The organism is Nonomuraea sp. NPDC003709, from assembly GCF_040610775.1.
Lineage (GTDB): Bacteria > Actinomycetota > Actinomycetes > Streptosporangiales > Streptosporangiaceae > Nonomuraea > Nonomuraea angiospora_A.
This window is the reverse complement of sequence record NZ_JBEXMW010000013.1, coordinates 198,533-224,858: the sequence shown is the minus strand read 5'-3', so window position 1 is coordinate 224,858 and position 26,326 is coordinate 198,533. Positions and strand designations below refer to the sequence as shown.

Here is a 26,326-nt window from a genome sequence, read left to right as displayed (position 1 = left end):
CACGAAGGATCGGGAGCCCTTTGAGACAGCGGACTTTCCTCGCCGCACGCATCGACCAGTGGTCACGCGAGCACCCCAGGCGGCTGGATCTGGCACTGACCGGTTTGATGTGGCTGGTTTCCGGCCTGCCGAGCGCTCTTGCGGGGCTGCCCGCCTTCCTCGTCGCGACGGCGGCCATTCTCCCGCTCGTCGTGCGGCGACGTTTCCCGGCCGCCGTGCTCCTCTGGTCGGCCGCGGTCTTCGGCGTCCAGCTCATGGTGGTGCCGATTCCGTTGCCGGCCGACATCGCGCAAGCGGTCGTCGTCTACACCGTTGCCGCGCACGTCGTCTCTCTGCCGATCCGCCTGCTCGCCCTCGGTGCCGCGCTGGCCGGGAGCGTGCTCGCCGGTCTCCGATGGAGCACGCCGCCGGAATACCTGGTCAACGTGTTCAAGAACGCGGTGGTTCTGGGGATTCTGTCGGTGCTGGTCTGGGTCATCGGCAATCTCGTCCGCGGCCGCCAGGCCAACATGAGTGCGCTGCGTGAGGCCAGTGCCCGGCTCGAGGAGAGCCGGTTGCACCGCGAACGGTTCGTCGTGCAGCAGCAACGTGTCGCCGCCGCACGGGAGATCCACGACATCGTGGCCCACTCTCTCACCGTCGTGATCGTGCAGGCCGACGGCGCGGAGTACGCCGCCGAGCACGCGCACCCCTGGGACCGCGGGGACGCGGGAAGGGTCTTCGCCACCATCGGGCGTACCGCGCGGTCGGCCCTCACCGAGGTGCGTGGCGTCATCGAGGTTCTCCGTGAGGCCGACGCCGACGGGCCGGACGAACTGCGCGGGGCCGGGCTGGGACTTGCCGAGCTGCGGCAGCTCGTCGACTCGGTACGGGCGGCGGGACTCGCCGTGGAGGTCGAAGCCGAGCCGGCCGCGTTCGACGACGTTCCCACCGCGATACGGTTTGCTGTGCTCCGTGTCGTCCGGGAGTCACTGACGAACGTGTTGAAGCACGCCGGCCCGTACGCGGCAGCGCATGTGGTGGTCGCGCGGACGCAGGGAGGGATCATGGTACGAGTCGAGGACGACGGAGTCGGTGTCGCCGACGCGATCACGGACCACGGCTCCAGGCCTGGCTACGGCCTCGACGGCATGCGGGAGCGCCTGCGCGCTCTGGGCGGGGCCCTGGAGGCAGGTCCACGCCCCGGCGGCGGGTTCGTGGTCGATGCCGCGATCCCGGTCGCCGTTCTGCCGCCTTCCGCGCGACCCGCGGGCTCTGCCGCCGCGCCGGGCGGCACGGGGCGAAGTGGCGAGCGATGAGTCCCGGCCGTCTCGTCCGCGTCTTCCTCGTGGACGACCAGGAGCTGGTACGGACGGGGTTCGAGATGATCCTCGACGCCACCCCGGACCTGCGGGTCGTCGGATCGGCCGCCGACGGGCAGACGGCCCTGGACGCGCTGCGGCGGCCGGAGCACCGTGCGGACGTCGTCCTGATGGACATCCGTATGCCGGGGCTCGACGGTGTGGAGACCACCCGGCGGCTGCTGGCCACACCCGACCCGCCACACGTCGTCATGCTGACCACGTTCGACGACGATGAGCTCGTCCTGGCCGCCCTTCGGGCCGGGGCGGCAGGGTTCCTGCTCAAGGACGCGGGCGCGGCGGAGCTGCTGGCGGCGATCCGGGCGGCCGCCGCCGGGGAGGCGCCTGTCGCGCCGAGGCTCGTACGTCGCCTGATCGACTCGTTCGTCCTCGCGCCGCCCGTGACCACACCCGCCGGGCCCTCGCCCGCCGCCGCGTCCAGACTGGAGCGTCTCACCACCCGCGAACGCGAGATCCTCGCCTCCGTCGGCCTGGGACTCACCAACGCCGAGATCGCCGCGCGGCTTCAGCTGGCGGAGTCGACCGTCAAGACGCATCTCGGCTCGGTGCTGCGCAAGCTCGAGCTACGCGACCGTGTGCAAGCGGTCATCCTCGCGCAGACACAGGGGCTGACCGGCTGATCCCGATCGCGAGGGTGCAGACCGCCGTGCCGGCGAGCACGAACAGCCCGGTGTCACCGGCCAGGTACTCGCGCACCACCACGGGCTGCTCGGTCGAGATCGCGTGCTCCAGCAACAGGGCGAAGGTGGCGTTGTGCGCGAAGTGGGCCAGCACGACCGGCCACACGCTGCCGGACATGACGCGCAGATACCCGAAGAGGAACGAGAACGCGATCACCGAGCCGCCGAACAGCAGGAGCACCAGGCTTCGGTCTCCTTCGCTGTGGTAGTACGGCGTGAACAGGATGTACGGCAGGTGCCAGGCGATCCAGACCAGCCCGACCACGAGCATCGCCGAGCGCTCGCCCAGGAACGCGAGCCGCGGCTGCAGGTAGCCCCGCCAGCCGATCTCCTCCGCGAACGACAGGATCGGCCCGGTGACGGACACGGCGATCGCCGACTGAAGCCAGTCGCCCTGCGGCGCGGTGAACCGGCCGAAGCCGAGCGCGACCGCACCCGCGGTGGCGAGCAGGCAGACGCCGGCGGTGGTGGCGAGCGCGAGCGGCCAGGTCCGCAGGCCGAGCCGTCCCATACCGAGTCGGCGCCACCCGTCTCTGGAATACCCCTCTCGGGTGATGACGAGCAGCATGGCCATCACGACGAGCAGCGGCGAGAGGGCGAGGACGAGCCCGCCGGCGATGCCGGCGGTGCCCAGGGAGATCGTGAGCACGAGGACGATGAAGACGATCGACGTGGCGCGATCAGAGAGCCGTTCGAACATGGGCAGACCTTCTTTCGGGGAATCGGCCTGGCCAGTGTTCTCGAACGCGTCGCCGCCGCCATCCACCGGCGATCCGAATTTCGGCCGCCGCTGACCTGCCCCTTCCGCCCGCGGGACTAGACCGCTGGTCCAGGAAGCCGGCGCTCACTCGACGACGCCCGGTGTCACTCCGCGTCCGGTGGCAGCGGGACGTCATAGGCGTTGAGCACCATCGAGATGGCGGCGTACTGCGCGATCAGGAAGACGAGTTCCGCCGTGCCGGACTCACCGAAGGCGCCGACCGCGCAGCGATAGAGCGCTCCCGGAAGCGGCGCGCCGGCATCAGCTGAGGAGCGTCACCATGTCCACCACCGCAACCGTCGTCACCGTCCTGGCCGCCCTCTGGGTGGGCTTCTCCGCCTTCTCCCTCCTCCGCCGCGCCGAGTGGGTCGTGAAGCCGTTGACGGACTACGGTGTCCCCCGCTCGTGGTGGGCCTGGCTCGGCGCGGCCAAGGCCGCGGGCTCGGCCATCTTGCTGGCCGGCCTGTTCGTGCCGGTCGTCGGCGTCCTGGCCGGGATCGGCCTGGTGCTGTACTTCGCCGGGGCCGTCGTCACCGTGCTCCGGGCGCGCTCGTACTCGACCGTCGTCTTTCCCCTGCTCTACCTGGGCCCGGTGATCGCCGCCCTGGCCCTGGGATACGTCGCCTGAGAGGCCACCGGCGCGCTCGCCGTCTCGTGTCAGCGTCCGCGTCAGGACGGCGACGGTCCGGTATCAGAGCGGTCGGAGATGGTGGACGCCATGAACGGTTCAGCGCCTGTCCGTTCAGCTGCCACAGTACTGAAGGAGCCTCCCCATGGCCGTCACCCTCACCGACCAGGACAAGCTCACCCTGCGGACCGCCGCGTACGGTGCCGTCTCGCTGCTGGCCGCCGCCGGCGCCGCAGGCTCGCCCCACAGGATCGCCACCGAGGGCTCCATCGCCCTGGCCTCCGCGACCGGCCTGGTCGGCCACGTGCTCGCCGCGAAGACCAGAGACATCAAGCTGAACGGCAAGTCCGTGGCCGAACTCGCCGACCACGTGCTGCCGGCCCTGACCGCCGCCATGAGCCTGCTCAACAAGCAGGACCCGGCCGAGGCCGGCAACTTCCGCAGCACCGTCATCGTCGCCCTCGAAGCAGCCACCCACCAGGGCAGGTCCGGCCCCGTCGTGGCGGAGATGGTCCGCAAGATCACTGGAGCCCTCGACGTCGCTTCGGTCACCCTGCCGTCCGGACCGGATCGCCCGGAGCTGCAGAAGGCCATCCAGGAGATCGTCGATTCCGGTTTCACCGGGGTGACGCTGCGCGTGCATGATGAGCGAGGCGAGTGGGTCGGCAGTGCCGGCCGGAGCAAGCTGGGTCAGAGCGCCACACCGCCGGCGAACGGGCACGTCCGGATCGGCAGCAACACCAAGACCTTCACCGCGACCGTGGTGCTGCAACTGGTGGGCGAGGGCAGGATCGGGCTGGACACCCCGGTGGATGACTACCTGCCCGAGTTCGGGCTGGACCGGCGGATCACGGTGCGGATGCTGCTGCAGCACACCAGCGGGGTGTTCAACTTCACCGGCGATTACTACCCCGAGCACGTGCCGGGGATCGTCTGGTCGGGCCAGGAGTGGGTGGACAACCGGTTCAGGACCTACCGGCCCGAGGAGCTGGTACGGCTGGCGCTGTCCAAGCCGGCGCGGTTCGAGCCGGGGACCGACTGGAGCTACTCCAACACCAACTACGTGCTGGCCAGGCTGCTGATCGAGAAGGTCACCGGCCGCTCGCTGGCCGAGGAGATGCGAAGGCTGATCCTGGCGCCGCTCGGCCTGACGGGCACCGTGGTGCCGGACACCTCGCCGGAGATCCCCGAGCCGCACGCCCACGCCTACTACCGGTACGGGGAGCCCGGCCGGCAGGAGACGGTCGACGTCACCCGCCAGAACCCCTCCTGGATCTCCACCGGCGGTGACATGATCTCGACCACCCAGGACCTGCACACGTTCATCTCCGCGCTGATGGGCGGCAAGCTCCTGCCGGCCGAGCTGCTGGCCGAGATGTGCACGCCGGAGCCGAAGGTCGGCTACGGGCTGGGGGTGTTCGTGCAGGACACGGAGTGCGGCGGCACCGTCATCACCCACAACGGCGGCATCGCGGGCCACGGGGCGCTGATGTACAGCACGCCCGACGGCGGCAGGACCCTGACCGCCGCGCTGAACTACGTGGACGACGCCGAGCTGTCCCTGGCGGAGGCGTTCCAGAAGGCGACGCGGAGGCTCGTCAACGAGGTGTTCTGCGGCGGGCAGGCCGCGAGCTGAGGAACGCGCGCCGGGCCCACTCGCCTCGCGGATGCATCATCGATTGAGGGTCTTTCGCGACGATGGTGAGGATATTCGGGAAAAAGTTTACACCGAGTGTTCAACGATACGGTTGAAGGCATGGACATCAAGGACACAGCCCGGCCGGTCGATGGCGCGAACATCTCGGCGTTCCTCCGGTCGCTTCCCGCCCAGCCCTTGCTGCTCGGCCTGGGCGAGGCCAGGCACTTCGTGGGGGAGCTCGGCGAGTTGCGCAACGAGATCTTCCGGCATCTGGTCGAGCACGAGGGCTACCGGTCGTTCGCCATCGAGAGTGACTGTCTCATGGGCCTCGTGGTGGACGACTACGTCACGACGGGCGCGGGCACGCTCGACGACGTCATGGAACGCGGCTTCAGCCACGCCTTCGGCACGTCACCGGCCAACCGCGAGCTCGTACGCTGGATGCGGGCCTACAACGAGGAGCATGATGAAAAGCTCCGGTTCTTCGGGTTCGACGGCCCTCTGGAGTACTGGGCGGCGAGCCCCCGCGAGGCGCTCACCGGCCTCCACGACCTCCTCGACGGCCCGCTCCTGTGCAGCAGGGAAACCCTCGACACGCTGCTGGGCCCGGACGAGCGGTGGTCGAACGAGGCGACAGCCATGGATCCGTCCCAGTCGATCGGCCAGTCCGCCGACGCCCAGCGGCTGCGGCTGATCGCCGACGACCTGCTGGCGGCGCTCGACACGCAGGCGCCGCAGCTGAGCGCGGAGGACAGGGAGCGGGCGGAACTGTACGGGCGCACCGCCATCGGCCTGCTCCGCTACCACTACTGGATGGCCGACGCCTCCCCGGAACGGTGGACCCGGCTGTCGGCGCTGCGGGCCGTAATGATGGCCGCCAACCTGCGTGCCATCGCCGAGCACGGCCCGGCCCTGGTCTTCGCCTCCAACCTCCACCTGCAGCGGAACAAGACCCTCATGCCGTTCGGCGACCAGCAGTTGGAGTGGTGGAGCGCGGGGGCGATCGCCGAGGCGCACCTGGGAGGCCGGTTCGCCTTCCTGGCCTCGGCCTTCGGCACGGTCGGCGACGACATTCCGTCCCCGGACACCGTCGAGGGCATGCTGTCCACGCTCCCGTGGGACCACTCTCTCATCGACGCCCGCCGTCTGGCCGAGGCCGTCACGAAGCCTGCCAAGCGCGTCTCCGATGATTTCGCCTATTTCCCGCTGGACCCGGCCCAGCTCGACACGATCGACGGCGTCGTCTTCCTCAAGCAGGCCGTCAACCTGAAAAAGCTGGGCTGACAGGCGCCGCCTGCCCGTTGATCATGGCAGGCGCGACGACCCAGTCGCGGGGCAGCACGCGGACGCCGGATCCGTGCCGGCGTCCGCGCGGCGGGCTCCACCGGTTCTCATGGAGTTCTCAGGTGGATTTTGTGGCACTTTGAGCTGAGTTTTATGACTATGGGGCGATGGAGCACGTGCCGCAGGAGGCCGATGCGGCCGAGGCTCGGGGAGCCGGGGCCGGGAGGGCTCGGCGGTTCGTCGTCGGGGGCGGCGTGCTCGTCCTCGTGGCGGCGCTGGCGTACTGGCTGGGCGGCAGCGGCGGGAACGGCGAAGCGGCCGCGCCCAGGCCGAGCCCGACGCCGACCCCCAGTGCGACCCTCACGACCGCCGAGGTCTTCCAGAGGGCCGGGCCGTCGGTGGTGGTCATCCAGGCCGGGAAGTCGCTCGGAACCGGGGTGATCGCGGCCGAGGACGGGACGATCCTGACCGCGCACCACGTCATCAAGGGCACGAAGGACGTCAACCTGACGTTCGCCGACGGCACCAAGGCGAAGGCCGTGGTCGTGTCGTCGAACCCCAAGCGCGACGTCGCGGCCCTCAAGCCCGCGAAGCTGCCGGAGATCGTCGTCCCGGCGACGCTCGGCGGCGCCGTGGCCGTGGGTGCGCCCGTCGTGGCGATCGGCAACCCGCTCGGCCTGACCTACAGCGTCTCCACCGGCGTCGTGTCGGGCCTGAACCGGACCACCGAAGAAGGCGACCGCGACCTGGGCGGGCTCATCCAGTTCGACGCCTCCGTCAACCCGGGCAGCTCCGGCGGTCCGCTCCTGGACGCTCGCGGGCTGGTCATCGGGATCGTGGTCTCGATCGCCGACCCGGGCGGCGACGAGGCGTTCGCCGGCATCGCGTTCGCGGTGCCGATCGGCGTGGCCCTGGGCGGCGGTGACGGTGACGGCCCGCCGGGCGAAGGACCCCAGATCTGACCGGACACATCTCGAGAAGGAAGACGATGACCTCGACCACGTCCCCCGAGTCGGCTCATCCGCTCGAACAGGTGCTGTTCGAGGTCAAACGCACGATCGTCGGGCAGGACGTGCTGCTGGAGCGCATGGCCGTCGCGCTGATCGCCGACGGCCACCTGCTCGTCGAGGGCGTGCCGGGCCTGGCCAAGACGCTCGCGGTGAGGTCGCTGGCCGCCGCGATAGCCGGGAGTTTCCAGCGCGTCCAGTTCACCCCCGACCTGGTGCCCGCCGACCTCGTGGGCACGCGGGTCTACCACCAGCACTCCGGGGAGTTCAGGACCGAGCTCGGCCCGGTGTTCGCGAACCTGCTGCTGGCCGACGAGATCAACCGCGCCCCCGCCAAGGTGCAGAGCGCCCTGCTGGAGGTGATGCAGGAACATCAGGTGACGATCGGTCGTGAGACGTTCCGGGTGCCCGAGCCGTTCCTGGTCATGGCGACGGAGAACCCGATCGAGTCGGAGGGCACCTACCCGCTGCCCGAAGCGCAGGTCGACCGGTTCATGATGAAGGTGGTCGTCGACTATCCGACGCAGTCCGAGGAGCAGGCGATCGTCGAACGCGCGCTGCGTCCGCCGGAGCCGCCGCAGGCGATGGTGACGGCCGAGGATCTGATCGCGATGCGGGCCCGCGCTCAGCAGGTGTACGTCGATCCGGCGATCGTCGACTACGCGGTCCGGCTGGTCGCCGTGACGCGTTCGCCCGCGACGGCCGGGCTTGGCGAGCTGGAACGGTACGTCACCTACGGGGCGAGCCCGCGGGCGTCGATCGCCCTGGTCACGGGTGCCCGGGCGCTGGCGTTCCTGCGCGGCCGCGACTACGTCCTGCCGCACGACCTGTCCGAGCTCGCGCTCGACGTGCTGCGCCACCGCCTCGTGCTGTCGTACGAGGCGCTCGCGGACGACGTCGACGCCGACACGATCATCAGCAGGGTGCTCGGGGCCGTCCGGGCGCCCGACGTCGTCCTGCAGAACCGCTGAGCCGCCATGGCCACCGCCCCCGAAAAGCTGCTGCTCCGCCTCGAGTGGAAGGTCGTCCGCAGGCTGGACGGCCGGCTCCAGGGCGCCCACCGCACCGCGCACCGCGGCTCCGGGATCGACTTCACCGGGTTGCGCCCCTACGGCGACGGTGACGACGCCCGGCACATCGACTGGAACGTGACCGCGCGGCTGGACGAGCCGCACCTGCGCGTGTTCACCGAGGACCGCGAGCTGACGGTGTGGCTCGTGCTCGACCGGTCGGCGTCGATGCTGGCGGGCCGGCCGGGGCGCGGCAAGCACGACGTGCTGGCCGAGCTCGCGCTCGTCCTGGCCCGGCTGTTCGGCCGGGGCGGCAACCGCGTCGGCGCCCTGCTGTTCGACACGGGGATGCTGCGCGTCGTGCCGCCCGGCACCTCCCGGCGGCACGCGCTGCGGATCGGCGCCGAGCTGGAACGCACCGCCGGAACGGCGCATGGCGGCAGCACCACCGACCTGGCGGAGATGCTCGATGCGGCCGGACGGCTCGCGCGCCGCCGCGCGCTCGTCGTCGTGCTGTCGGACTTCATCGGCGACGGCGACTGGGAGCGCTCGCTCCAGCGCCTGGCCCGGCGGCACGAGGTCGTCGCGCTGCGCATCGTGGACACGGCCGACGACGTGCTGCCCGAAGCCGGGCTGATCGTGGTCGAGGACGCCGAGACCGGCGAGCAGCTCGTCGTCGACTCCGCCGACCCGCTGTTGCGGGTGCGCTTCCGCGAGGCCGTCGACGCCCGCGACGCCCGGCTCGCGGCGGGCATGCGCCGGGCCGGGGTGCCCGTACACCGCGTCGACACCGACCGCGACCTGGCCGAGGCGCTCGTCGAGGTCGTCGCCCGAACCCGGGACCGGTCGCCATGACAGGGGTTACCAACGGGCACGGAGGAGGCTCATGACCCTGTCCTCCCCGCTGCTGCTGGCCGTCGGACTGATCGTCACGGCGGCGCTCGCCTGGGCGGCCGTCGTCTCGGCGCGCCGCCGCACGGCCGCGCTCGCCGCCGCCGGCGTCGCCGTACCGGGTGCCCGGCGGGCGTACCTCGGCAGCGGCCTGACGATCGCCGGCGTCGCCGTACTCGCGATCGCCACCGCCGGACCGGTGGCCATGGTGCCGGTGCCGCGCACCGCGGGCACCGTCGTCCTCGCCATCGACGTCTCCAACAGCATGGGCGCCGACGACGTCGCGCCCACCCGGCTGGCGGGAGCGCAGCGGGCGGCCCGCGCATTCGTGGCGGCGCAGCCGGACAGCGTCGACATCGGAGTCGTCGCGTTCGCACGGGGCGGGCTCACCGCCGCCCGTCCCGATGCCGACCACTCCATCGCGCTCAAGGCCATCGACCGGCTGAAGATCACCGGCAGCACCTCGCTGGGGACGGCCATCACGGCCTCGCTGACGCTGATCACCGGTAAGCAGGTGGCCATCGGCCGCGACGGCGCCGCGCCCGACGTCGGCTACTGGCCGTCGGCGACGATCGTGATGTTCTCCGACGGCCAGAACCAGGGCGGGGCCGGCGATCCGGCCGTCGAACAGGCCGCCGCCGTGGCCCAGAAGGCGGGCGTCCACATCCACACCGTCGGGGTCGGCACCACGGTCGGGGCGGCGGTGCAGGTCGACGGCTACCGCCTGCAGACCTCGCTGGACGAGGACGCCCTCACCTCGATCGCGCAGGCCACCGGCGGCGCCTACCACCCCGCCTCCGACACCGCGCGGCTCGACGGGATCGCCGACACGATCGATCTGCGGCTCACCGTCTCCGACGAGCCGCTGCCCCTCGCCGGCGCCCTGATCGGGCTCGCCCTCGCGCTGCTCACCGCCGGAGCGGCGCTCACCGTGCTCCGGTCTGGACGGGTGATCTGAATGTCGTTCTCATGGCCGTGGGCGCTGCTGTCCGTCCTGATCATCCCGCTGATCTTCGCCATCCGCTGGTGGGCGGGGCGCCGCCGCCGGCGGGCCGCCGTGCGGGTCACCTCGATCGCGCTCGTACGCAGCGCCCTGCCCGGCCGTACGCGCTGGACGCGGAAGATCCCCGCTGCCCTGTTCATCGCCGGACTCGCGCTGCTCGCGGTCGGCGCCGCGCGACCGCAGGCGTCGGTGCCGGTGCCGATGACGTCGGCGACGATCCTGCTCGCGCTCGACACCTCCGGCTCCATGTGTTCCACGGACGTCGACCCCAACCGCATCACCGCCGCGAGGAAGGCCGCCGCCGACTTCATCGAGTCGCAGCGGGGCGGGCCGCGCATCGGCCTGGTCACCTTCGCGGGCAACGCGGGGCTGCTCGTGCCTCCCACCGACGACACCGACTCGCTGATCAAGGCGCTGGACGGCCTCACCGTGTCCCGTGGCACCGCGATCGGGCAGGCCATGCTCACCTCGATCGACGCGATCGCGGAGGTCGACCCGTCGGTCGCCCCCACCGGCGCGAACCCCACCGACGGCGGCGGGGCAGGCTATGCCGGTGCCGCGATCGTCGTGCTCACCGACGGCGCCAACACCCAGGGCGTCGACCCGCAGACCGCCGCCCAGGAGGCGGCCCTGCGCCGCGTCCGCGTCTTCACCATCGGCTTCGGCACCACGAACCCGGCCCCGATGGTCTGCGACAACTCCCAGTTCGACGGCCGCGGCTTCGGCGGCTGGGGTGGTGGCTTCGGCGGCCGCGGCGGATTCGACCGCGGCCGCAACGTCCGCTTGATCGACGAGCCCGCGCTCAAGCAGATCGCCCAGACCACCGGCGGCTCCTACCACCGCGCCGAGAACGCCGGCCAGCTCCAGAGCGCCCTCGACGCCCTGCCCGGCACCTTCACCGTCATCCACCAGCGGGTCGACACGGCCGCCGCCTTCGCCGCCGGCGGCGCCGCCCTCATCACCGCGGCCCTGTCCCTGTCCCTGTGGTGGAACCGCCCCCGGACCACTGATAGGCCTCGTCGGTCCCCGTCGGCGTCATGAGGTGAGGACGGCGGCGGTGGCCGGCCAGCCCTCGCGGGCGCTGGGGTAGCGCGGGGCCCAGCCCGTGGCCGCGCGAAAGCGGGCGTTGCTGACCCGGAGAGAGCGGGTCAGCGAGGTGAGGCGGTGGCCGAAGAGGTAGGCGGCGCGGCCGGGGACGCTGAGCCACAGGCGGGTGTCGGCGGCGCGGGCCAGCGTGTGAGCGTACTCCCGCTTGGTCAGCGGCTCGTCGTCGACAACGTTGTACGTGCCCGCGGGCGCCCCGAGCGCGGCGACGACGGCTTCGGCGGCGTCGGTCATATGGATGGAGGACACGTAGCCGTCGGGGTGACCGAGCACCATGCCGACGTGGCGGCGGGCCTGGGCGTACATCTCCTCGCTGTGCGCGGCCCCCGGCCCGTAGAACCAGCCGAACCGCAGCACCACGCCCGCGCCGCCGCCCTCCCGGCCGAAGCGGTGCGCGCTCGACTCGGCGGCGAAGTTGCCCCGGGTCATCGGGTAGTGATCGACGGGCGCGTCCTCGTCGATCCAGCGCGCGCCCTGGTCGCGGTAGACCATGCTGACCGACTCCTGGACGACCCGGCCGACCCCGGCGGCCAGCGCGGCGTCCACGACGGCGGCCGAGCCCTCGGCGCGCACCCGGTTGTTCTGGCGGTGCGCGGTGACGCTCATGAACTTGCTCATCGGCGGGATCGCGCTGGCCAGGTTGACCACCGCGTCGTGCCCGGCGAAGGCCGAGGCCAGCGCCTCGCGGTCGAACAGTGACACCGTGACGGGGACGGCCCCCTGGCTGCTGAGGGCGGCCGCCTTCCCCGGCGTGCGGGCAAGAGCGGTTACCGTGTGCCCCGCGGCGAGCAGGGCAGGGACCGTGTGGCGGCCGATCGCGCCGGTGCCGCCCGTGATGAACACTCGCATAGAAAGAGAGTACTCTCTCACTATGGCGAGATCGACCCCGGGGGTCACCCGGCAGCGGCTCATCGACGAGGCGGTGCGGCTGTTCTCCACCCGCGGATACGCCGAGACCTCGGTCGCCGACATCCAGGCGGCGTGCGGGCTGACCACCGGCTCGGGCGCGCTCTACAAGCACTTCCCGTCGAAACGGGCGCTGCTGGAGGAGGCCGTGCGGCAGAACATGGAGGCCGTCGCCCGGCGCGCCGCCGCGGCCACGGCCGAGCGGCCGGCGGACGCGGACGGGCGCGCGGCGCTGGAGCGCATGGCGCGGGTGGTCTGGGAGTCGCTGGAGAGCGACCGCGATCTCATCCGCATCATGCTGCGCGAGTACGACGGGTTTCCCGACCTGTTCGAGCGCATGTGGGAGGGGGTGCTGGCCGGCGTGTACGCCCAGGGGGCCGCCTGGATCGCCGCGCAGAAGGAGCTGGGCAGGGCCGACGTCGACGATCCGGAGGCGGCCGGGGCCGTGCTCCTGGCGTCCCTGACCTACTATCCGCTGCTCCGGGCCATGATCGGCCACACTCCTGGCGGTCTCGACCCGGAGCGGTTCCTCGCGGCCTGGGTCGAGACCGCCGCCGCCACCCTCCGGCTGCGCTGACGGCGGTCGCGGCGCGCGTGCGGCATGCCGACGATCTCCTCGAAGCTCATGCTGCTCTTGGCCACGCCCAGGCTTTCGCGCAGCCGCCACCGGGGGAGAGGCGGCACCCTGGCTCTGCGTGGACGAGAACCTCTGCCCGGTCGGAGCTCCTGCCTTCGCCTATGACGAGGCCGCCCGCGCCCGGCTGTGGGCGGAGTCCCAGGCCGCCACCGGCCACCCCGACTGGGCCTGGTGACCCCTCGCGCGATTACATGGCTTGCCATATACAATAGATGGCAAGCCATGTAATCCATCGTCGAGGAGTCGCCATGAAGGCCAGGCAGATCCGTACGATTCAGCGCGCCGTCCACCTGATCGCCGGGCTGGCGATCATCGCTTACGTCTACCTGACGCCGCCCGCCGACTCGCCTGCCCATGTGGCGATACGCTGGGTCATCCTGCCCGTCCTGCTCGCCTCGGGCGTGGCCATGTGGCAGTGGCCGCGCATCCGCCGGCTGATCCGCGCAAAGGAACGTGTGTGACCTCGTTGCCCCGGCGGTCGTCCCTCGGCTACCAGATCAACCACCTGGCCAGGCTGCTCGGCAACGGGTTGCGGGTCAACATCGCCGACACGGGGGTGACGCCGGGGCAGTTCGCGCAGTTGCTGGCCCTGTTCGAGGAGGACGGGCTCACCCAGCAGGAGCTGTGCGAACGGGTGAGGATCGACCAGTCGACGATGGCCCACACGCTCAAGCGCATGCAGCGTGACGGGCTGGTCGTCCGGACCGCCGACCCACAGGACCGGCGGCGCTCCCACTACCGGCTGACCGAGCGGGCCCGCGAGCTCCAGCCCGAGCTCACCCGGGGCGCGCGTGAGGCCAACGCCCGTGCGCTGCGGGGGATCGACCAGGAGGAGTTCGACGCGTTCATGCGCACGCTCGACCGCATGATCGCGAACCTGGAGGAGAGCGATCAGCGGTAGCCGCGAGCGCCCCGTGAGTCACATGATCGCGAGCTGGCCCCCGTCGATGACCAGCTCCGTGCCGTGGATGAAGGCGGCGTCGTCGGAGGCCAGGAAGGCGTAGCCGGCGGCGACCTCCTCCGGCAGCCCCGCCCTGCCGAGGGGGATGTGCTCGCGCTCGTACGAGGTGACGAAGTCGCCCGCGAGCCCGGCCGAGATCGAGGCGTTGAGCGGGGTCTGGATGTAGCCGGGGCAGAGCGCGTTGACGCGGATGCCGTGCCGGCCCAGCTCGACGGCCATCGTCTTGGTGAGCAGCAGCACGCCGCCCTTGGAGGCGTTGTAGTGGGCGTAGTCGGCCTCGCCGCCCAGCCCGTTGGTGGAGGACATGTTGAGGATGACCCCGCCCGTGCCCTGCTCCACCAGGTGGCGGGCCACGGCCTGGGCGACGAGGAACATGCCGCGCAGGTTGACCGCGATGATCCTGTCCCAGTGGCCGGGCGTGATCTCCAGGAACGGCTCGCGCCAGGCCGTACCGGCGTTGTTGATCAGGACGTCGAGGCCGCCCAGCGCCGCGATCGCGCCCGCCACCAGCCGGGTCACGTCGGCCTCCGCGCTGACGTCGCCGGCGAGCCCGTGTACCTCGCCCAGCGCGGACAGCTCCGCCACCGCGCCGTCCACCTCTTCCCGCCGAAGCCCGCCGAGCACGACCCTGGCCCCTTCCGCCAGGAACCTGCGGGCCGTGGCGGCGCCGATGCCGCTGCTCCCGCCGCTGATCAGCACCCGCTTGCCGGCCAGTCCCCGCATGATGTCCCTTCCTTCGTCAGCGGACCGCGCCGCGGGCCGCGACGCGGAGTTCGGTGGTGACCTGCCCGTTCTCGACGCCGTAGGCGAGGTCGAAGAGGTTGACGGCTGAGCAGGCGTGGCCGGGGATGAGCTGCGCCCGCGTGCCGACCGGCAGCTCGCCGTGATGCCCGGGCTCCAGGTGGGCGACCGCGTGCTCCTCGTTGAGGAACTCCATGTGCAGGTACGGCAGGCCCACGGCCCTGATCCAGCCGGGCGTGCCGTACCCGTCGGAGGTCAGGCACTTGGTGCCCGCGTCGAAGACGACCCGTTCCGGCGTCGGCCTGGCGATGACGGTGGTCAGCACGCGGGCCGCCGCGGTCTGCTCGGTGGCCACGCCCAGGCGCATCATCGCGGTGTCGTTGAAGATGTACGTGCCCGGCCGGATCTCGGTCACACCGGCCACGCCGGCCGCGTGCCGGGCGGTGGGGGTGGAGCCGACGCTGATCTCCCGCAGCTCGATGCCGTCCCGGGCGCACAGCTCGGCGGTGGCGACCAGGTCTTCGCCTTCGCGGCGGGCGGTCTCTTCGAGCTCCGCCGGTGTACGCGCGTGGTAGGCGTGACCGGCCAGCGTGAGCAGCCCCACGACCTCGACGCCGGGGACGGCGGCGATCTCGGCGACCAGGTCGGCGGTGGGACGGCCGGGCGGGCGGCCCAGCCGGTGCTGACCCGTGTCCACCTCCACCAGCACCTCCACCGGCGGGCCGCCCAACCGGCCGAGCCCGGCGGCCACCTCGGGGGAGTCGAGGCTGACCCGTATCCTGGCGCGCTCGCGCAGCGCGGCCAGGCGGCGCAGCTTGGGCTCTCCCCAGACGGGAAAGGCCAGCAGGATGTCGTCGATCCCGGCGTCGGCCATCACCTCGGCCTCGCCCAGCTTGGCGCAGGTGATGCCGCCGGCCCCGGCGTCGAGCTGCATCCGCGCCAGCTCGGGCATCTTGTGCGTCTTGATATGGGGCCGCAGCCTGACACCGTGCTTGGCGGCCGCCTTGGCCATCTCCATGATGTTGGCCCTGGCCGCGTCGAGGTCGATGACGAGCGCCGGAGTGTCGAGTTCGGGGTACATCGGTGGACCGCCCCTTCGGAAGATTTCCCCGAAAATAGCACCGATTCCGAATCGTGCACCAGCGTTCCGAGATGTGGAACTGTGCTCCCTCTTGACAGCGATCTCGCTTCCTGGTGTTCTGGCACGGATTTGGAACTTCATTCCGCATCACAGAATGAGGAGCGAGGCATGAGAGTCGGCGACCCGTGGGGGCGGCGGCCCCGGCCGGAGGCGCCCGGCCACCGGCTCGGCGGGCCGGCGGCGGACCTGGAACGTTACGACGCCGCCCGGTTCGCCGCCTTCCGCCACGCCGACGGGTCACACGCTGCCGAGCGGGATCGCGAGGAGCGGCCGGCTTGCGGCGGATGGCCGTCCTGTGGCGGGCGACTGGCCCGCGGTGGGTGGCCGGCTCGCGGTGGGCAATTGGCCTGCGGTGGGTGGCCCGGCTGCGGCGAGTGGCCGGCCCGTGCGGTCGGCGGTGGTCGGTGGTGCGGCGTGGTGGCCGGCCGGTCGTCGGTGCGGCTGCGTGGCGTGGCCGCTGATGAGACGGGTCGGTCCTCGCGGGCCGCCGCTGCGTCGCGTGGGGGCCGGGGCCCGCGGGCCGCTGCGCCGCGCCGGCCGGGCCGGGGCCCGCAGGCCGCCGTTACGGCGTGCGGGCCGGGATGTGACGGCGGGCCGCCGTTACCTGCACGGCTTGTACGGCTTGTCGAAGAGCGAGTAGTCCTCGGGCTTCTTGAGAGAGTTGAACTTCAGCGTCTTCGACTCGGCGCAGAAGCTCGCCGGCGCGGTCTCGTACTCCACGTGGAAGACGGGCTTGCCCGCCTTGACGAAGACGCTCAGCTCGGAGCACTCGTCGAACTGGAAGCACTCCTCGTTGACCGCGTAGTCGAAGGACGACACCAGCTCCTCGGCCTGGCTGAGGTCGTTCTTCAGCGCCACCGACAGGCCCCGGTCGTGGGCCAGGCCGGCCAGCGCGCGGTTGTAGGCGAGCTGGGCGGCGGGGGAGACGGTCCAGCCGGTGACCGGCTTGCCCTCCTCGTGGGCGTTGACGACGTCGAACTCGACCCCGTCGAAGCCCGCCTGGACGCACTTGTCGACGCGGGCCGCCATCATCTTCAGCAGGAAGTCGCGCTGGCCCTTGTCGTTGTTGATGTTCGCCCAGCGCTCGTTCGGGAACTCGGCGCTGAACGGCTTGCCCAGCAGGGAGTTGCCGCTCTTCTTGTGGAAGTCCACGAACTGCTGGTAGTCGGGCCGGAAGTCCTCGATCGAGCCGGCGTCGATGTAGCAGATCGCCTTGGCCCCGCGGGCGTGGATGGCCTTGACGGCCGCCGTGTTGAGCGTCTTGTTGTCGCCGGCGACCTCCTCGGCGGCGTACAGGTCGATGTCGAAGACGGTCGGCCGCACGCAGGCGCCGCCGCTCTGCGGGACCCCGCAGATGTCGACGTTGACGCCGCCGGTGGCGGCGTAGGTCTTGCTGCCCTGGAGCTGGTACTGCCAGCGGCTGTTCACCGGCGGACGCCAGATCGCCGCCGACTCCGCCGCCTGGGCGGGGGTCGCGAGGAGTGTTGTGGAGGCCGGTATCAGGGCCGTGGCCACGGCGAGCCGGGTTAAGAGTGTCGGGAGGTTCAATGCATTGGTCCTTCCGTGATACGGAATGCTATTCCGTTATAAGGGAAATCCATGGCTGACGAGGTGATCGATCCGATCTTGATGTTGAGAATCCCATAAGAGCAGGCACCTCGCCAGCGGTATCCGCCAAACCATCATTTTCCGAATGATGGAATCCTGGTCTGCATGGTGGATGCGTGGTTATACTCACCCGCACGCAGCGGGCCCATGCCCGCCGTGCTCAATGGAGGGAAACAGCCCCATGGCACGCATCGTGTTCATCGGCGCGGGCAGCGTCGAGTTCACCAAGAACGTCCTCTCCGACCTCCTGACCTTCCCCGAGCTGGGGGAGTCCACCCTTGTCCTGCACGACATCGACGCCGAGCGGCTGGCCACGGCCGAGGCCATGGCGAACTGGATGGTCGCCGAGCTCGGCCTGGGCGCCAAGGTGGAGGCGCACCTCGACCGGCGGGCCGCCGTGGACGGCGCCGACTACGTGATCAACGAGATCGCGGTCGGCGGGCACGCGGCCACCCGCGTCGACTTCGAGATCCCCCGCAGCTACGGGCTGCGGCAGACGATCGCCGACACCCTCGGCGTCGGCGGCGTCTTCCGCGCGCTGCGGACGATCCCGGTGATGGTGGCCCTGGGCACGGACCTGGCCGAACTGGCCCCGCACGCACTGCTGCTCAACTACACCAACCCGATGGCGATGATCCCCCGCGCCGTCTACGAGGGGACCGCGTTCAGGAACGTCGTCGGGCTCTGCCATTCCGTACGCGACACCCAGGCCCGGCTGGCCTCGCTCGTCGAGGTGCCGGAGGAAGAGGTGTCGTTCGTCACCGCCGGGGCCAACCACCAGGCGTTCGTGCTGAAGTTCGAGCACAAGGGCAGGAACCTGTATCCGGTGCTCGACGAGGTCATCGCCCGTGACCCGGAGCTGCGCCGTACCGTGCGGGTGGAGATGTACCGCCGGTTCGGTCACTTCCCCACCGAGAGCAGCGAGCACGGCTCGGAGTACCTGCCCTGGTTCCTGCACCACGACGACCAGGTGGAGCACTTCCGCATCCCCGTCGAGATCTACCTGCGGTGGTCGGCGGAGAACCTCGGCACGTACGAGGAGACCAGGCGGCGGCTGGCCGCCGGGGAGGGTGTCGAGATCGCCCCCGCCGGGGAGCTCGCCTCGGACGTCATCCACTCCATCGAGACCGGCACCCCCAGGGTCGTGCACGGCAACGTGCGCAACGGCGGCCTGATCTCCAACCTGCCCGACGACGCCTGCGTCGAGGTGCCGTGCCTGGTGGACCGGGCCGGGATGCGCCCCACCCGCATCGGCGCGCTGCCGCCCCAGCTCGCCGCGCTGAACCGGACGTTCCTCAACGTCGGCGAGCTGACCGTGCGCGCGGCGCTGGAGGGCCGCCGCGACCACGTCTACCACGCCGTCATGCTCGACCCGAACGCCTCGGCCACGCTGACGCTCCAGCAGATCCACGACCTCGTGGACGACATGATCGCCGCCCACGGCGACCTGCTCCCCGAGGGTGTCCGATGAGGCGCGCGCCCGTCGCCGCCGTGCTCCTCGCCCTGGTGGTCACCGGCTGCTCGGGCGGCGGCCAGGAGCAGGCGGCCGGCGGCCCCGTGGAGATCACGATCTGGCACGGCCAAGAGGACAACTCGGCCAAGTCGATCGAGAAGCTGGTCGCGCGGTTCAACCAGAGCCACCCCGACGTCAAGGTGAAGACCGAATCCGGCGGGGCCACCGCCGACGGGATGCTGCCCAAGCTCACCGCCGCGCTGGCCTCCGACGCCTATCCCGACATCGCCTACCTGTACGGCTCCTGGGCCCCCAACATCGCCAGGAACCCCAAGACGGCCGACCTCACCGAGGTCGTCAAGGACCCGGCGATCAACTGGCAGGACTTCTGGGCCAGCGAGCGGGAGTCTGTCACCGTCAACGGCAAGGTCATCGCCTTCCCCGCCGTGGTCGACAACATGGTGGTCCTCTACAACAGGAAACTGCTGGCCAAGGCCGGCGTCGAGGCGCCGGGGCCGGACTGGACCTGGGACGACTTCCGGGCCAAGGCCAAGCAGGTCACCAGCGCCAAGGACGGCGTCTTCGGCGCCACCTGGCCGATCAGCGGCGGCGAGGAGGCGGTCTGGGGTCTGTGGCCGATGCTCTGGCAGGCCGGCGGCGACATCCTTACGCCCGACCACAAGAAGGCCGCCTTCAACTCCGCCGCCGGCCAGCAGGCGCTCGGCAGGCTGCGTGACATGGCCGTGGTCGACAAGTCGGTCTATCTCGACTCCAGCCCGGCGGAGAAGGGCCAGAAGCTGTTCGAGTCGGGGCGGCTCGGCATGTTCATGACCGGTCCGTGGGTGCTGCCCGACCTGCAGGCGGCCAAGGTCGACTACGGCGTCGCACAGCTGCCCGGCACCGACGGCAACCACGAGACGATCTCGGGGCCGGACAACTGGGTGGTGTTCGAGCACGACGAGCGCCGGGTCAAGGCCGCGGCCACGTTCCTGACCTGGCTGACGGCGGCCGAGCAGCAGCTGGAGTGGATGGGCGACACCGGCTCGCTGCCGATCCGCGAGTCGATCACCAAGCTGCCCGGCTATAAGGACTATGTCGCGAAATATCCGGGCATTGAGGTGATCTCGGCGAACCTGGCCAACGCCAAACGGGTCCGGCCGCCGACCACCCGATATCCCCGGGTCTCAGCCTTCGTGGCCGAGGCCATCGCCGAGGCGCTGCTCGGCAAGAGCGACGCCAGGACCGCCCTGGACCAGGCGGCCGGCAAGGCGGACGCCGCGCTGGCCGTACCGGGATCATGAGCAGCACCGCGCTCAGCGCCGCCCGCACCGGGCACCGGCAGCCCCGCGACCGGCGCAGGCTCGGCGACAACGTTGCCGGCTGGTCGTTCGCGGGCCCCGCGTCGCTGGTCATCCTCGGCTTCTCGCTCGTGCCCATGGCCTGGGCGCTGGCGTTGTCGTTCACCGACTCCGACCTGATGACACCGGGCACGAACGTGGGGCTCGCCAACTACCGGGCGCTGCTCGACGACCCCGTGTTCCTCCAGGCCGTGGCCAACACCGGGCTGCTGCTGGTGCTCTACATCCCGGCCTCCCTGGTCACCGGGCTGGTCGTGGCCGTGCTGCTGAACCGGAAGGTCCGCGGGATCGGGTTCTACCGGACCTGTTTCCTGGTGCCGTACATCGTCTCGGCCACCGCCACCGGGCTGCTCATGGGCTACATCTTCGACCGCGACTTCGGGTTGATGAACGGCCTGCTCGTCAAGCTCGGGCTGCCGGTGCAGGGGCTGCTGAGCGACCCGTCGCAGGCCATGCCGGTGCTCACGCTGATCTTCTTCTGGACGCGGTTCGGATTCGCCGTGGTCATCTACCTGGCGGCCATCCAGGAGATCAGCAAGGAGGTGCTGGAGGCCGCCGCGATCGACGGAGCGGGGTCGTGGACCACCTTCAGGCACGTCATCGTCCCGTCGGTACGGCCGATGACGATCTTCCTGACGGTGTGGGGCATGATCGACGCGCTGCAGTTCTTCGACCTGGTCATGACCACCACCAAGGGCGGCCCGGCCAACGCGACCGTGACCATCGTCTACTACGTCTGGCAGCTCGCCTTCACCTTCAACACCGCCGGGTACGGCGCGGCCGTGGCGTACGTGCTGTTCGCCGGCACCCTGGTGCTGATCGTCACGGGCCTGCTGATCGCGCGGCGGAGGGGAGCGACCGGATGAGATGGCCCAGCAAGTGGCACCTGGTGCTGGTGCCGATGTCGGCGGTGGTCGTGCTGCCGTTCGTGTGGCTGCTGCTCAGCTCCGTCATGACCCAGGCCGAGCTCAACCGGTTCCCGCCGGCGATCTGGCCCGAGGCCGTGGACCTGGGCGGCTACCGCACGGTCGTCGAGCGCTCGAACTTCCCGCGCTGGTTCCTCAACAGCGTGATCGTCTCGGGCGCCATCGTGGCGGCCCAGCTCGTGCTGTGCAGCATGGCCGGGTACGCCTTCGCCAGGATCAGGTTCGCCGGCTCCAAGACGGCGCTGATCCTGGTCATCGCGACCGCGCTGATCCCGTTCCAGCTCACGGTCATCCCGACGTTCCTGATCTTCAGCGAGGCCGGGCTGACCGACACGCTCGGCGCGCTGATCGTGCCGTCGCTGGCCTCCGCCGTGGGCATCTACCTGATGACCTCGTTCTTCCAGTCGTTCCCCAAGGAGCTGGAGGAGGCCGCGCGGATCGACGGCTGCTCGCGCTTCGGCGTGTTCTTCCGGGTCGTGCTGCCGGTGGCCAGGCCGGCGATGGCGGCGCTGGCCGTGATCACGTTCATCACGGCCTGGAACGACCTGTTCTGGCCGCTGGTGGCGATCAACTCCGAGGCCAACTACACGGTGCAGGCGGGGCTGACGACCTTCCAGGGCCAGCACCGGGCCGACTGGCCGGCCATCATGGCGGGCACAGTGCTGACCACGCTGCCGGTGCTGGCCGTGTTCCTGTTCGGCCAGCGCCGTTTCGTCCAGGCGCTGACCGGCGCGGTCAAGGGCTGAGGCCGCGGCACGGGCCGGCGGGGAGCCCGGTGAAGGCTGTCGGGACCGCCGCGCCCGCGCGCGTCAGGCCTGCTCGGCGACCGCCTGCCGCAGCTTCTCGCCGATCTCCTCCATCCTGGCCGGCGACATCCGGTCCTTGAGCGCCGTCACGCTCACCGCCGCGACCGGCGCGGTCCTCCCCAGGAAGACGGGGACCGCCACGCAGCGCACGCCCGGCTCGTTCTCCTCCAGGTCGAGCGCGTAGCCGCGCGTGCGCACCTGGTCCAGGTGGGTGGCCAGCTTGGCGGGGTTCGTCATGGTGTTACGGGTCCTGGTGGCCAGCGGGCCGTACCGGGCGGCCCACGCCTTGACGGCCTCGTCCGTCGGGTACGTCCAGGCCAGCAGCGCCTTGCCGACGCCCGTGCAGTGGGCGGCGTTGCGGCCGCCCACCACGGACGTCATCGTGATCGTCCGCACCGCCTCCACCTTGTCCAGGTAGACGACCTCGCCGCCGTCCAGCATGGCCATGTGCACCGTCTCGGCGAACTCGTCGCTCAGCCGCAGGAGCAGCGGCCGCACCAGGCTGCGCAGGTCCATCGTCTCGTAGAACCTGAAGGCCGTGGCCAGCATCTCGGTGCCGAGGAAGTACGGCCCGCTGGGCTCCGGCTGCGCGGCGAACCCCCGGTGCTTCAGGGCCCCCAGCAGCCGGTGCAACGAGCTCTTGGGCAGCCCGAGCCTGGTGGCGAGCTCGTCGAGCGTAACGCCTCTGCTGTGTTTGCCGATCTCCTGCAAGATCAGCAGCGCGCGATCGACGCTTCCCACCGGGGACTGCCCGTCCGCCACTACCCTCGCCTCCCTGTTCCGCTTCATGGAAGGCTAGCGCGTATCGCGGAACCGCTCCAGTCAGCGGGTGTCGCCGGGCGGGGTCGCCCACCCGCCGTACTCGTAGCGCGTGTACCGGCCTCCCTGATGGGGCTCGGTGTAGGCGCCCAGCCCGGCCGCGAAGTCCTCCGCGTCGTCCATCGGCCGGTATCCGAGGGCGCTCGCCGCCGCGTTCTGCGTCCACCACGACCGCGTGTTGCGCGAGACGCCGTAGACGACCACGTGTCCCGAGCCGGGCGGCGCGGTCAGGCAGGCGCCGTAGAGCCGCGCCGCGTCGTCGTGGCTCAGCCAGGTGTGCAGGTGGCGCGGTTCGGTGGGCCGCTCCTCGAAGGAGCCGACGCGTACGGAGATCACGTCGAGGCCGAAGCGGTCGGCGTACAGGCTGCCCAGCGCCTCCCCGAACGCCTTGGCCGCGCCGTACAGGCCGTCGGGCCGCACCGCCTCCTCCCCGTCGAGGGTCGCCCCCGCCGGGTGGAAGCCGGTGATGCGGTTGGAGCTGGTGTTGACGACGAGCCGGACGCCCTCCCTGCGGCACGCCTCGAAGATGTTGTAGACGCCCTCCAGGTTGGGGCCCTTGATCGCGTCGAAGCCGGCCTCGTCGGAGACGCCCCCGAGGTGGATCACCGCCTCGGTGTCCCGCACGGCCGCCCGCACCTGGTCGAGGTCCAGGAGGTCGGCCGGCGCGAACTCCTCGTGCGTGGCGAGCGGGCCGACGTCGCGGAGGTCGGACAGGCGCACCCGCGCGATCTTCGGCAGCAGGGTGCGCCGCAGCACCTGGCCGATGTTTCCGGCGGCTCCGGTCACGAGGACGTGTTCGGGGAGTCTGGTCATGTTGATCACTTATCCATGATTTCCGGGATGCGGGTGGCGATCTGCTCGCGGGCGTGCTCGCACTCGGCGAAGCTGTGCGGGCAGGCGAGGGCGTGCTCGACGAGCTCCTTGGCGGCCCGGGCCCGCGAGATGCGCCGTTCCAGCTCCTGGACGTGGTGGCGCAGCAGATCACGGTGGTCCATCGGATCGGCGGCGGACAGCAGCACGCGCAACTCGCCCAGCGTGAAGCCGGCCTCCTTGCCCATCAGGATCAGCGCCACCCGCTCGAGATCGCGCTGCCCGTAGGCACGCTGACCACCCGCGCGCCGCGCGGGTGCCAGCAGGCCCATGCTCTCCCAATGGCGCAGGACATGCGTGTCCAGGCCGAACCGCTCCGCCAGCTCTCCGATGGCCATCCCCTCGCTTGACTTCATGTGTACATTAACCGGCACGGTTGCGGCATGATCAAGCCGACCGTTGCGATGACGCGGGTGGTCAACTCCTGCGTCCTGCTCGAACTCGACGGCCACGCCGTCCTCACCGACCCCTGGTTCACCGAACGGTGGTGGCTGCGCCGTGGCGAGCCGCTGGGCCTGCGCGTTCGCGACCTTCCCCCGCTCACCGCCGTCGTGGTCACCAACCTGGCCACCAACCACTGGGACCTGCGCGCGCTGCGCCGCTTCCCGGCCAAGGACACCACACCGCTGTACGTGCCCACGCGCGGCATGGCCCGCCGGGCCCGAGCCCTCGGATTCCGGCGGGCGGAGCGCCTGACGTGGGGGCGGGCACTCGACCTCGCGCCCGGCCTGTCCATGACGGTCGTGCCGTCCGGGCGGACCCTCGTATGGCCCAACAACGCCTACGTCTTCACCACGGCGGGCGGCCGGGTCGTCTTCTTCGGAGGGGAGGCGGGGGAGGTCGCGCCGCTGGAACGATACCGGGCCGATCTGGCCCTGCTGCCCGTGAACGGGCTGCGCCCCCTGTTCGGGCCCCGCCTGGTGATGGGGCCGGAACAGGCCGTCGCGGGGGCGTCCGCGCTCGGCGCCGAGGTCCTGGTCCCCGTGCATGACGCCCATGGCCACGACCCGCTGTCGCGGCTGTTCCGCACCGGCGGCACCGCCTCCGACGCCGTGGCCCTGGCGGGTCCGGAGCTGCGCGTGGTGGACCTGCCGACAGGCAAGCGGTGGGAACTCGACGCGAGTGCCTGATCCGTCCGGTGCGGGTCTTCGACGCGGCGGCGCATCTGGGCGCCGGCTACCGGCTGGAGTACGTGTCCGACCCCGGGGAGACGGCGTCGGCGCCCGCCTGCTCCGCCGCCGCAGGGCGGGCCGGCCGGCGCCTCCACGGCGCATCGAGCAGCCCCAGCCGGCGCGCGTTCAACGCCACGTGGATCGCGGCGGGGGCCACGACGATCGAGCCCAGCGTGTCGGTGGCGTAATGCGCTCCCAGGTAGACCCGCGCCAGCATCTGGACGGCCACGAGCACGAAGCCAGCCGCCAGCACCGGCCGGTGGAAGCGGGTGTGCCTGACCAGGGTCGCGACGGCGATCACGATCGACAGGGTCAGGCACACGTGACCGCTGGGAAAGCTGCCGGAGCCGAGGCCGTACACCAGGGAGTCGGAGACCGGGGGCCGGGAACGGGCGACGACGGTCTTGAGCACCCAGCTGACGCCCCACCCGGCGGCGATCACCACCAGCACGCGCCCGGCGGCTCGCGGCCGGCCCGAGACGGCCACCCCCACGACGAGGGCGGCGGCGAGGAGCGGGCCCATGACCGTGCCGAACCCCACGTTCAGGACCTGCGCCACCGCGGTCGGCCACGGGCTCCGGAGCGACTGGACCCCGTCGCTCACGGCGGCGTCCACGGCGGTCCACGCGGGCGTACGGGCGGCGAAGCCCATCACCGTGCCGAGAACGAGGAGCGCCACCGAAACCGAAACCGGGAACCCCGCTCTGTTCGACCTCATGATGGAACGATAAAGAGGGCCGGATAAGGCCGAGTTCAGCCTCCGGCGCGGGCGCGCGCGGTCCGCAGGACGAGCAGCCCGCCGATCCCCGGGACGAACGCGAGCAGGCGGGCGGCGGGCCGGACCGTCCAGGTGGCCGCGATCACGGCGAGGTAGGCGGTGCCGTGCAGCGGGCCGCAGAACGTGGTGATCACCTTGGCGTGCACGGTGAACAGGTTGCCGAGCAGGAGCACGAGGGAGGCGGCCTCGACGGCGGCCGCGATCCGGAGCAGGCGCATGGCGGTCAGTCCCCCGCGCCGGGCCGCACGATCATCAGGACCACGACGACCGCCCAGGCCAGGTTGTAGAAGCCGGCCAGCATGGACATCACGCGCAGCGGCCGTTCGTCGCCGGGCTCGCTGAGCGCGGCGCGCTGGCGCGGGTAGATCTGCGTGGCCAGCAGGGCGCCCGCGACGGCCGTGAGGATCATGGAGAAGGTGATCCAGATCTCGCCCATCCGGCCCTGCACGCTCGCCAGGATGATCCCGGCCAAGGGGACGATGAGCCCGAAGGCGGCATAGCCCCCGGTGATGCGGTGCAGCGCGACCGCGACACTCCGGTTGCGCTCGCCCGGATCCGGCGGCGGCTCGCCCTGCCCGCCGGTCGCGACCGGCACGTAGCGGGGGAACAGGCTCGTCGCCACGGCCGAGCCTCCCACGAACACGATGCCGGCCAGGACGTGCACCGACAGCAGGACATGCTCCAGCATTCCTCAATCTCCAACCTTCAGGGTGACTGAAGCCTAGCGCAAGCTTCAGCCGCCCTGAAGGTCGGGAGAGCTGGGTGCGGTGATGTGTTCAAAGG

Annotated in this window: 29 protein-coding genes; 18 read left to right on the top strand and 11 right to left on the bottom strand. The window is 71.1% G+C overall.

Annotated features, from left to right (window positions below; translation table 11 throughout):
* Positions 1-20 precede the first annotated feature (20 nt).
* Positions 21-1,298, top strand: a complete 1,278-nt coding sequence (locus ABZX61_RS35260; protein ID WP_355200408.1) for a histidine kinase — start codon at positions 21-23, stop codon at positions 1,296-1,298.
* On the top strand, positions 1,295-1,981 hold the full coding sequence (locus ABZX61_RS35255; protein ID WP_355200407.1) for a response regulator transcription factor: 687 nt from the start codon (positions 1,295-1,297) through the stop codon (positions 1,979-1,981). The genes ABZX61_RS35260 and ABZX61_RS35255 overlap by 4 nt, the downstream gene beginning before the upstream one ends.
* Here the strand turns inward: ABZX61_RS35255 and ABZX61_RS35250 are convergent.
* Positions 1,947-2,741, bottom strand: coding sequence for a CPBP family intramembrane glutamic endopeptidase (locus ABZX61_RS35250; protein ID WP_355200406.1), 795 nt, complete (start codon positions 2,739-2,741; stop codon positions 1,947-1,949). The two genes, ABZX61_RS35255 and ABZX61_RS35250, sit on opposite strands and share 35 nt — an antisense overlap.
* A 340-nt stretch (positions 2,742-3,081) precedes the next feature.
* On the opposite strand from ABZX61_RS35250, the gene ABZX61_RS35245 reads away from it, so the two are divergent.
* The 8 genes from ABZX61_RS35245 to ABZX61_RS35210 all read left to right on the top strand — a co-directional run bounded on the left by ABZX61_RS35245 (position 3,082) and on the right by ABZX61_RS35210 (position 11,304).
* Positions 3,082-3,429 (top strand): DoxX family protein, encoded by a 348-nt coding sequence (locus tag ABZX61_RS35245; RefSeq protein ID WP_355200405.1) that lies wholly within the window; start codon positions 3,082-3,084, stop codon positions 3,427-3,429.
* Between the two features lie 145 nt (positions 3,430-3,574).
* Entirely contained in the window at positions 3,575-5,065 is a 1,491-nt protein-coding gene (locus tag ABZX61_RS35240) for a serine hydrolase domain-containing protein (RefSeq protein ID WP_355200404.1), read from the top strand.
* A gap of 120 nt (positions 5,066-5,185) precedes the next feature.
* Positions 5,186-6,352: an erythromycin esterase family protein gene (locus ABZX61_RS35235; RefSeq protein ID WP_355200403.1), complete on the top strand. Its 1,167-nt coding sequence runs from the start codon at positions 5,186-5,188 to the stop codon at positions 6,350-6,352.
* A 167-nt stretch (positions 6,353-6,519) separates the two neighbouring features.
* Positions 6,520-7,314 carry a trypsin-like peptidase domain-containing protein gene (locus ABZX61_RS35230; protein ID WP_355200402.1) on the top strand — a complete coding sequence of 265 codons (795 nt, stop codon included), beginning with the start codon at positions 6,520-6,522 and terminating at the stop codon, positions 7,312-7,314.
* A 26-nt stretch (positions 7,315-7,340) separates the two neighbouring features.
* Positions 7,341-8,330: a MoxR family ATPase gene (locus ABZX61_RS35225; protein WP_355200401.1), complete on the top strand. Its 990-nt coding sequence runs from the start codon at positions 7,341-7,343 to the stop codon at positions 8,328-8,330.
* A 6-nt stretch (positions 8,331-8,336) separates the two neighbouring features.
* Positions 8,337-9,224 carry a DUF58 domain-containing protein gene (locus ABZX61_RS35220; RefSeq protein WP_355200400.1) on the top strand — a complete coding sequence of 296 codons (888 nt, stop codon included), beginning with the start codon at positions 8,337-8,339 and terminating at the stop codon, positions 9,222-9,224.
* 31 nt (positions 9,225-9,255) lie between these two features.
* Positions 9,256-10,218: a VWA domain-containing protein gene (locus ABZX61_RS35215; RefSeq protein ID WP_355200399.1), complete on the top strand. Its 963-nt coding sequence runs from the start codon at positions 9,256-9,258 to the stop codon at positions 10,216-10,218.
* Positions 10,219-11,304 (top strand): VWA domain-containing protein, encoded by a 1,086-nt coding sequence (locus tag ABZX61_RS35210; RefSeq protein WP_355200398.1) that lies wholly within the window; start codon positions 10,219-10,221, stop codon positions 11,302-11,304.
* On the opposite strand, the gene ABZX61_RS35205 is transcribed toward ABZX61_RS35210, so the two are convergent.
* Positions 11,299-12,216 carry an NAD(P)-dependent oxidoreductase gene (locus ABZX61_RS35205; protein ID WP_355200397.1) on the bottom strand — a complete coding sequence of 306 codons (918 nt, stop codon included), beginning with the start codon at positions 12,214-12,216 and terminating at the stop codon, positions 11,299-11,301. The two genes, ABZX61_RS35210 and ABZX61_RS35205, sit on opposite strands and share 6 nt — an antisense overlap.
* Positions 12,217-12,238: 22 nt before the next feature.
* Between ABZX61_RS35205 and ABZX61_RS35200 the strand changes: the two genes are divergently transcribed.
* The 3 genes from ABZX61_RS35200 (at position 12,239) to ABZX61_RS35190 (ending at position 13,811) form a co-directional block, all read left to right on the top strand.
* Positions 12,239-12,850: a TetR/AcrR family transcriptional regulator gene (locus tag ABZX61_RS35200; RefSeq protein WP_350727325.1), complete on the top strand. Its 612-nt coding sequence runs from the start codon at positions 12,239-12,241 to the stop codon at positions 12,848-12,850.
* Positions 12,851-13,158: 308 nt separating this feature from the next.
* Positions 13,159-13,371: a hypothetical protein gene (locus ABZX61_RS35195; RefSeq protein ID WP_355200396.1), complete on the top strand. Its 213-nt coding sequence runs from the start codon at positions 13,159-13,161 to the stop codon at positions 13,369-13,371.
* The gene (locus tag ABZX61_RS35190; RefSeq protein WP_355200395.1) at positions 13,368-13,811 is read left to right on the top strand and encodes a MarR family transcriptional regulator; all 444 of its coding nucleotides are present in this window, start codon (positions 13,368-13,370) and stop codon (positions 13,809-13,811) included. Before ABZX61_RS35195 ends, ABZX61_RS35190 begins: the two co-directional genes overlap by 4 nt.
* An 18-nt stretch (positions 13,812-13,829) precedes the next feature.
* On the opposite strand, the gene ABZX61_RS35185 is transcribed toward ABZX61_RS35190, so the two are convergent.
* The 3 genes from ABZX61_RS35185 to ABZX61_RS35175 all read right to left on the bottom strand — a co-directional run bounded on the left by ABZX61_RS35185 (position 13,830) and on the right by ABZX61_RS35175 (position 17,301).
* Complete coding sequence (locus ABZX61_RS35185; protein WP_355200394.1) at positions 13,830-14,594, bottom strand: SDR family oxidoreductase; 765 nt, start codon at positions 14,592-14,594, stop codon at positions 13,830-13,832.
* A 16-nt stretch (positions 14,595-14,610) separates the two neighbouring features.
* A complete protein-coding gene (locus tag ABZX61_RS35180; protein ID WP_355200393.1) occupies positions 14,611-15,693 on the bottom strand; it encodes an alanine racemase in 1,083 nt (360 codons plus the stop codon).
* 660 nt (positions 15,694-16,353) lie between these two features.
* Entirely contained in the window at positions 16,354-17,301 is a 948-nt protein-coding gene (locus ABZX61_RS35175) for an endo alpha-1,4 polygalactosaminidase (RefSeq protein WP_355200392.1), read from the bottom strand.
* Between the two features lie 241 nt (positions 17,302-17,542).
* Here ABZX61_RS35175 and ABZX61_RS35170 point away from each other — a divergent pair, with 241 nt between their 5' ends.
* Genes ABZX61_RS35170 through ABZX61_RS35155 form a run of 4 tightly spaced genes read left to right on the top strand, consistent with a single transcriptional unit; the run spans position 17,543 to position 21,844 of the window.
* On the top strand, positions 17,543-18,832 hold the full coding sequence (locus ABZX61_RS35170) for an alpha-glucosidase/alpha-galactosidase (RefSeq protein WP_355200391.1): 1,290 nt from the start codon (positions 17,543-17,545) through the stop codon (positions 18,830-18,832).
* Positions 18,829-20,115 carry an ABC transporter substrate-binding protein gene (locus tag ABZX61_RS35165; RefSeq protein WP_355200390.1) on the top strand — a complete coding sequence of 429 codons (1,287 nt, stop codon included), beginning with the start codon at positions 18,829-18,831 and terminating at the stop codon, positions 20,113-20,115. Before ABZX61_RS35170 ends, ABZX61_RS35165 begins: the two co-directional genes overlap by 4 nt.
* Complete coding sequence (locus ABZX61_RS35160; protein WP_355200389.1) at positions 20,112-21,038, top strand: sugar ABC transporter permease; 927 nt, start codon at positions 20,112-20,114, stop codon at positions 21,036-21,038. The genes ABZX61_RS35165 and ABZX61_RS35160 overlap by 4 nt, the downstream gene beginning before the upstream one ends.
* On the top strand, positions 21,035-21,844 hold the full coding sequence (locus ABZX61_RS35155; protein ID WP_355200388.1) for a carbohydrate ABC transporter permease: 810 nt from the start codon (positions 21,035-21,037) through the stop codon (positions 21,842-21,844). The genes ABZX61_RS35160 and ABZX61_RS35155 overlap by 4 nt, the downstream gene beginning before the upstream one ends.
* Before the next feature lie 63 nt (positions 21,845-21,907).
* Here ABZX61_RS35155 and ABZX61_RS35150 read toward each other — a convergent pair whose 3' ends face one another.
* The 3 genes from ABZX61_RS35150 to ABZX61_RS35140 form a co-directional block, all read right to left on the bottom strand.
* Positions 21,908-22,645 (bottom strand): IclR family transcriptional regulator, encoded by a 738-nt coding sequence (locus ABZX61_RS35150; protein WP_350727335.1) that lies wholly within the window; start codon positions 22,643-22,645, stop codon positions 21,908-21,910.
* A gap of 81 nt (positions 22,646-22,726) precedes the next feature.
* On the bottom strand, positions 22,727-23,536 hold the full coding sequence (locus tag ABZX61_RS35145; RefSeq protein ID WP_355200387.1) for an NAD(P)-dependent oxidoreductase: 810 nt from the start codon (positions 23,534-23,536) through the stop codon (positions 22,727-22,729).
* A 5-nt stretch (positions 23,537-23,541) separates the two neighbouring features.
* The gene (locus tag ABZX61_RS35140; protein WP_355200386.1) at positions 23,542-23,949 is read right to left on the bottom strand and encodes a MerR family transcriptional regulator; all 408 of its coding nucleotides are present in this window, start codon (positions 23,947-23,949) and stop codon (positions 23,542-23,544) included.
* 27 nt (positions 23,950-23,976) lie between these two features.
* Between ABZX61_RS35140 and ABZX61_RS35135 the strand changes: the two genes are divergently transcribed.
* On the top strand, positions 23,977-24,723 hold the full coding sequence (locus ABZX61_RS35135) for an MBL fold metallo-hydrolase (RefSeq protein ID WP_355200385.1): 747 nt from the start codon (positions 23,977-23,979) through the stop codon (positions 24,721-24,723).
* Positions 24,724-24,769: 46 nt separating this feature from the next.
* On the opposite strand, the gene ABZX61_RS35130 is transcribed toward ABZX61_RS35135, so the two are convergent.
* Genes ABZX61_RS35130 through ABZX61_RS35120 form a run of 3 tightly spaced genes read right to left on the bottom strand, consistent with a single transcriptional unit; the run spans position 24,770 to position 26,231 of the window.
* A complete protein-coding gene (locus ABZX61_RS35130; protein ID WP_355200384.1) occupies positions 24,770-25,483 on the bottom strand; it encodes a phosphatase PAP2 family protein in 714 nt (237 codons plus the stop codon).
* Between the two features lie 35 nt (positions 25,484-25,518).
* Complete coding sequence (locus tag ABZX61_RS35125; RefSeq protein ID WP_355200383.1) at positions 25,519-25,761, bottom strand: hypothetical protein; 243 nt, start codon at positions 25,759-25,761, stop codon at positions 25,519-25,521.
* 5 nt (positions 25,762-25,766) lie between these two features.
* Entirely contained in the window at positions 25,767-26,231 is a 465-nt protein-coding gene (locus tag ABZX61_RS35120; protein WP_355200382.1) for a hypothetical protein, read from the bottom strand.
* Positions 26,232-26,326: the final 95 nt, after the last annotated feature.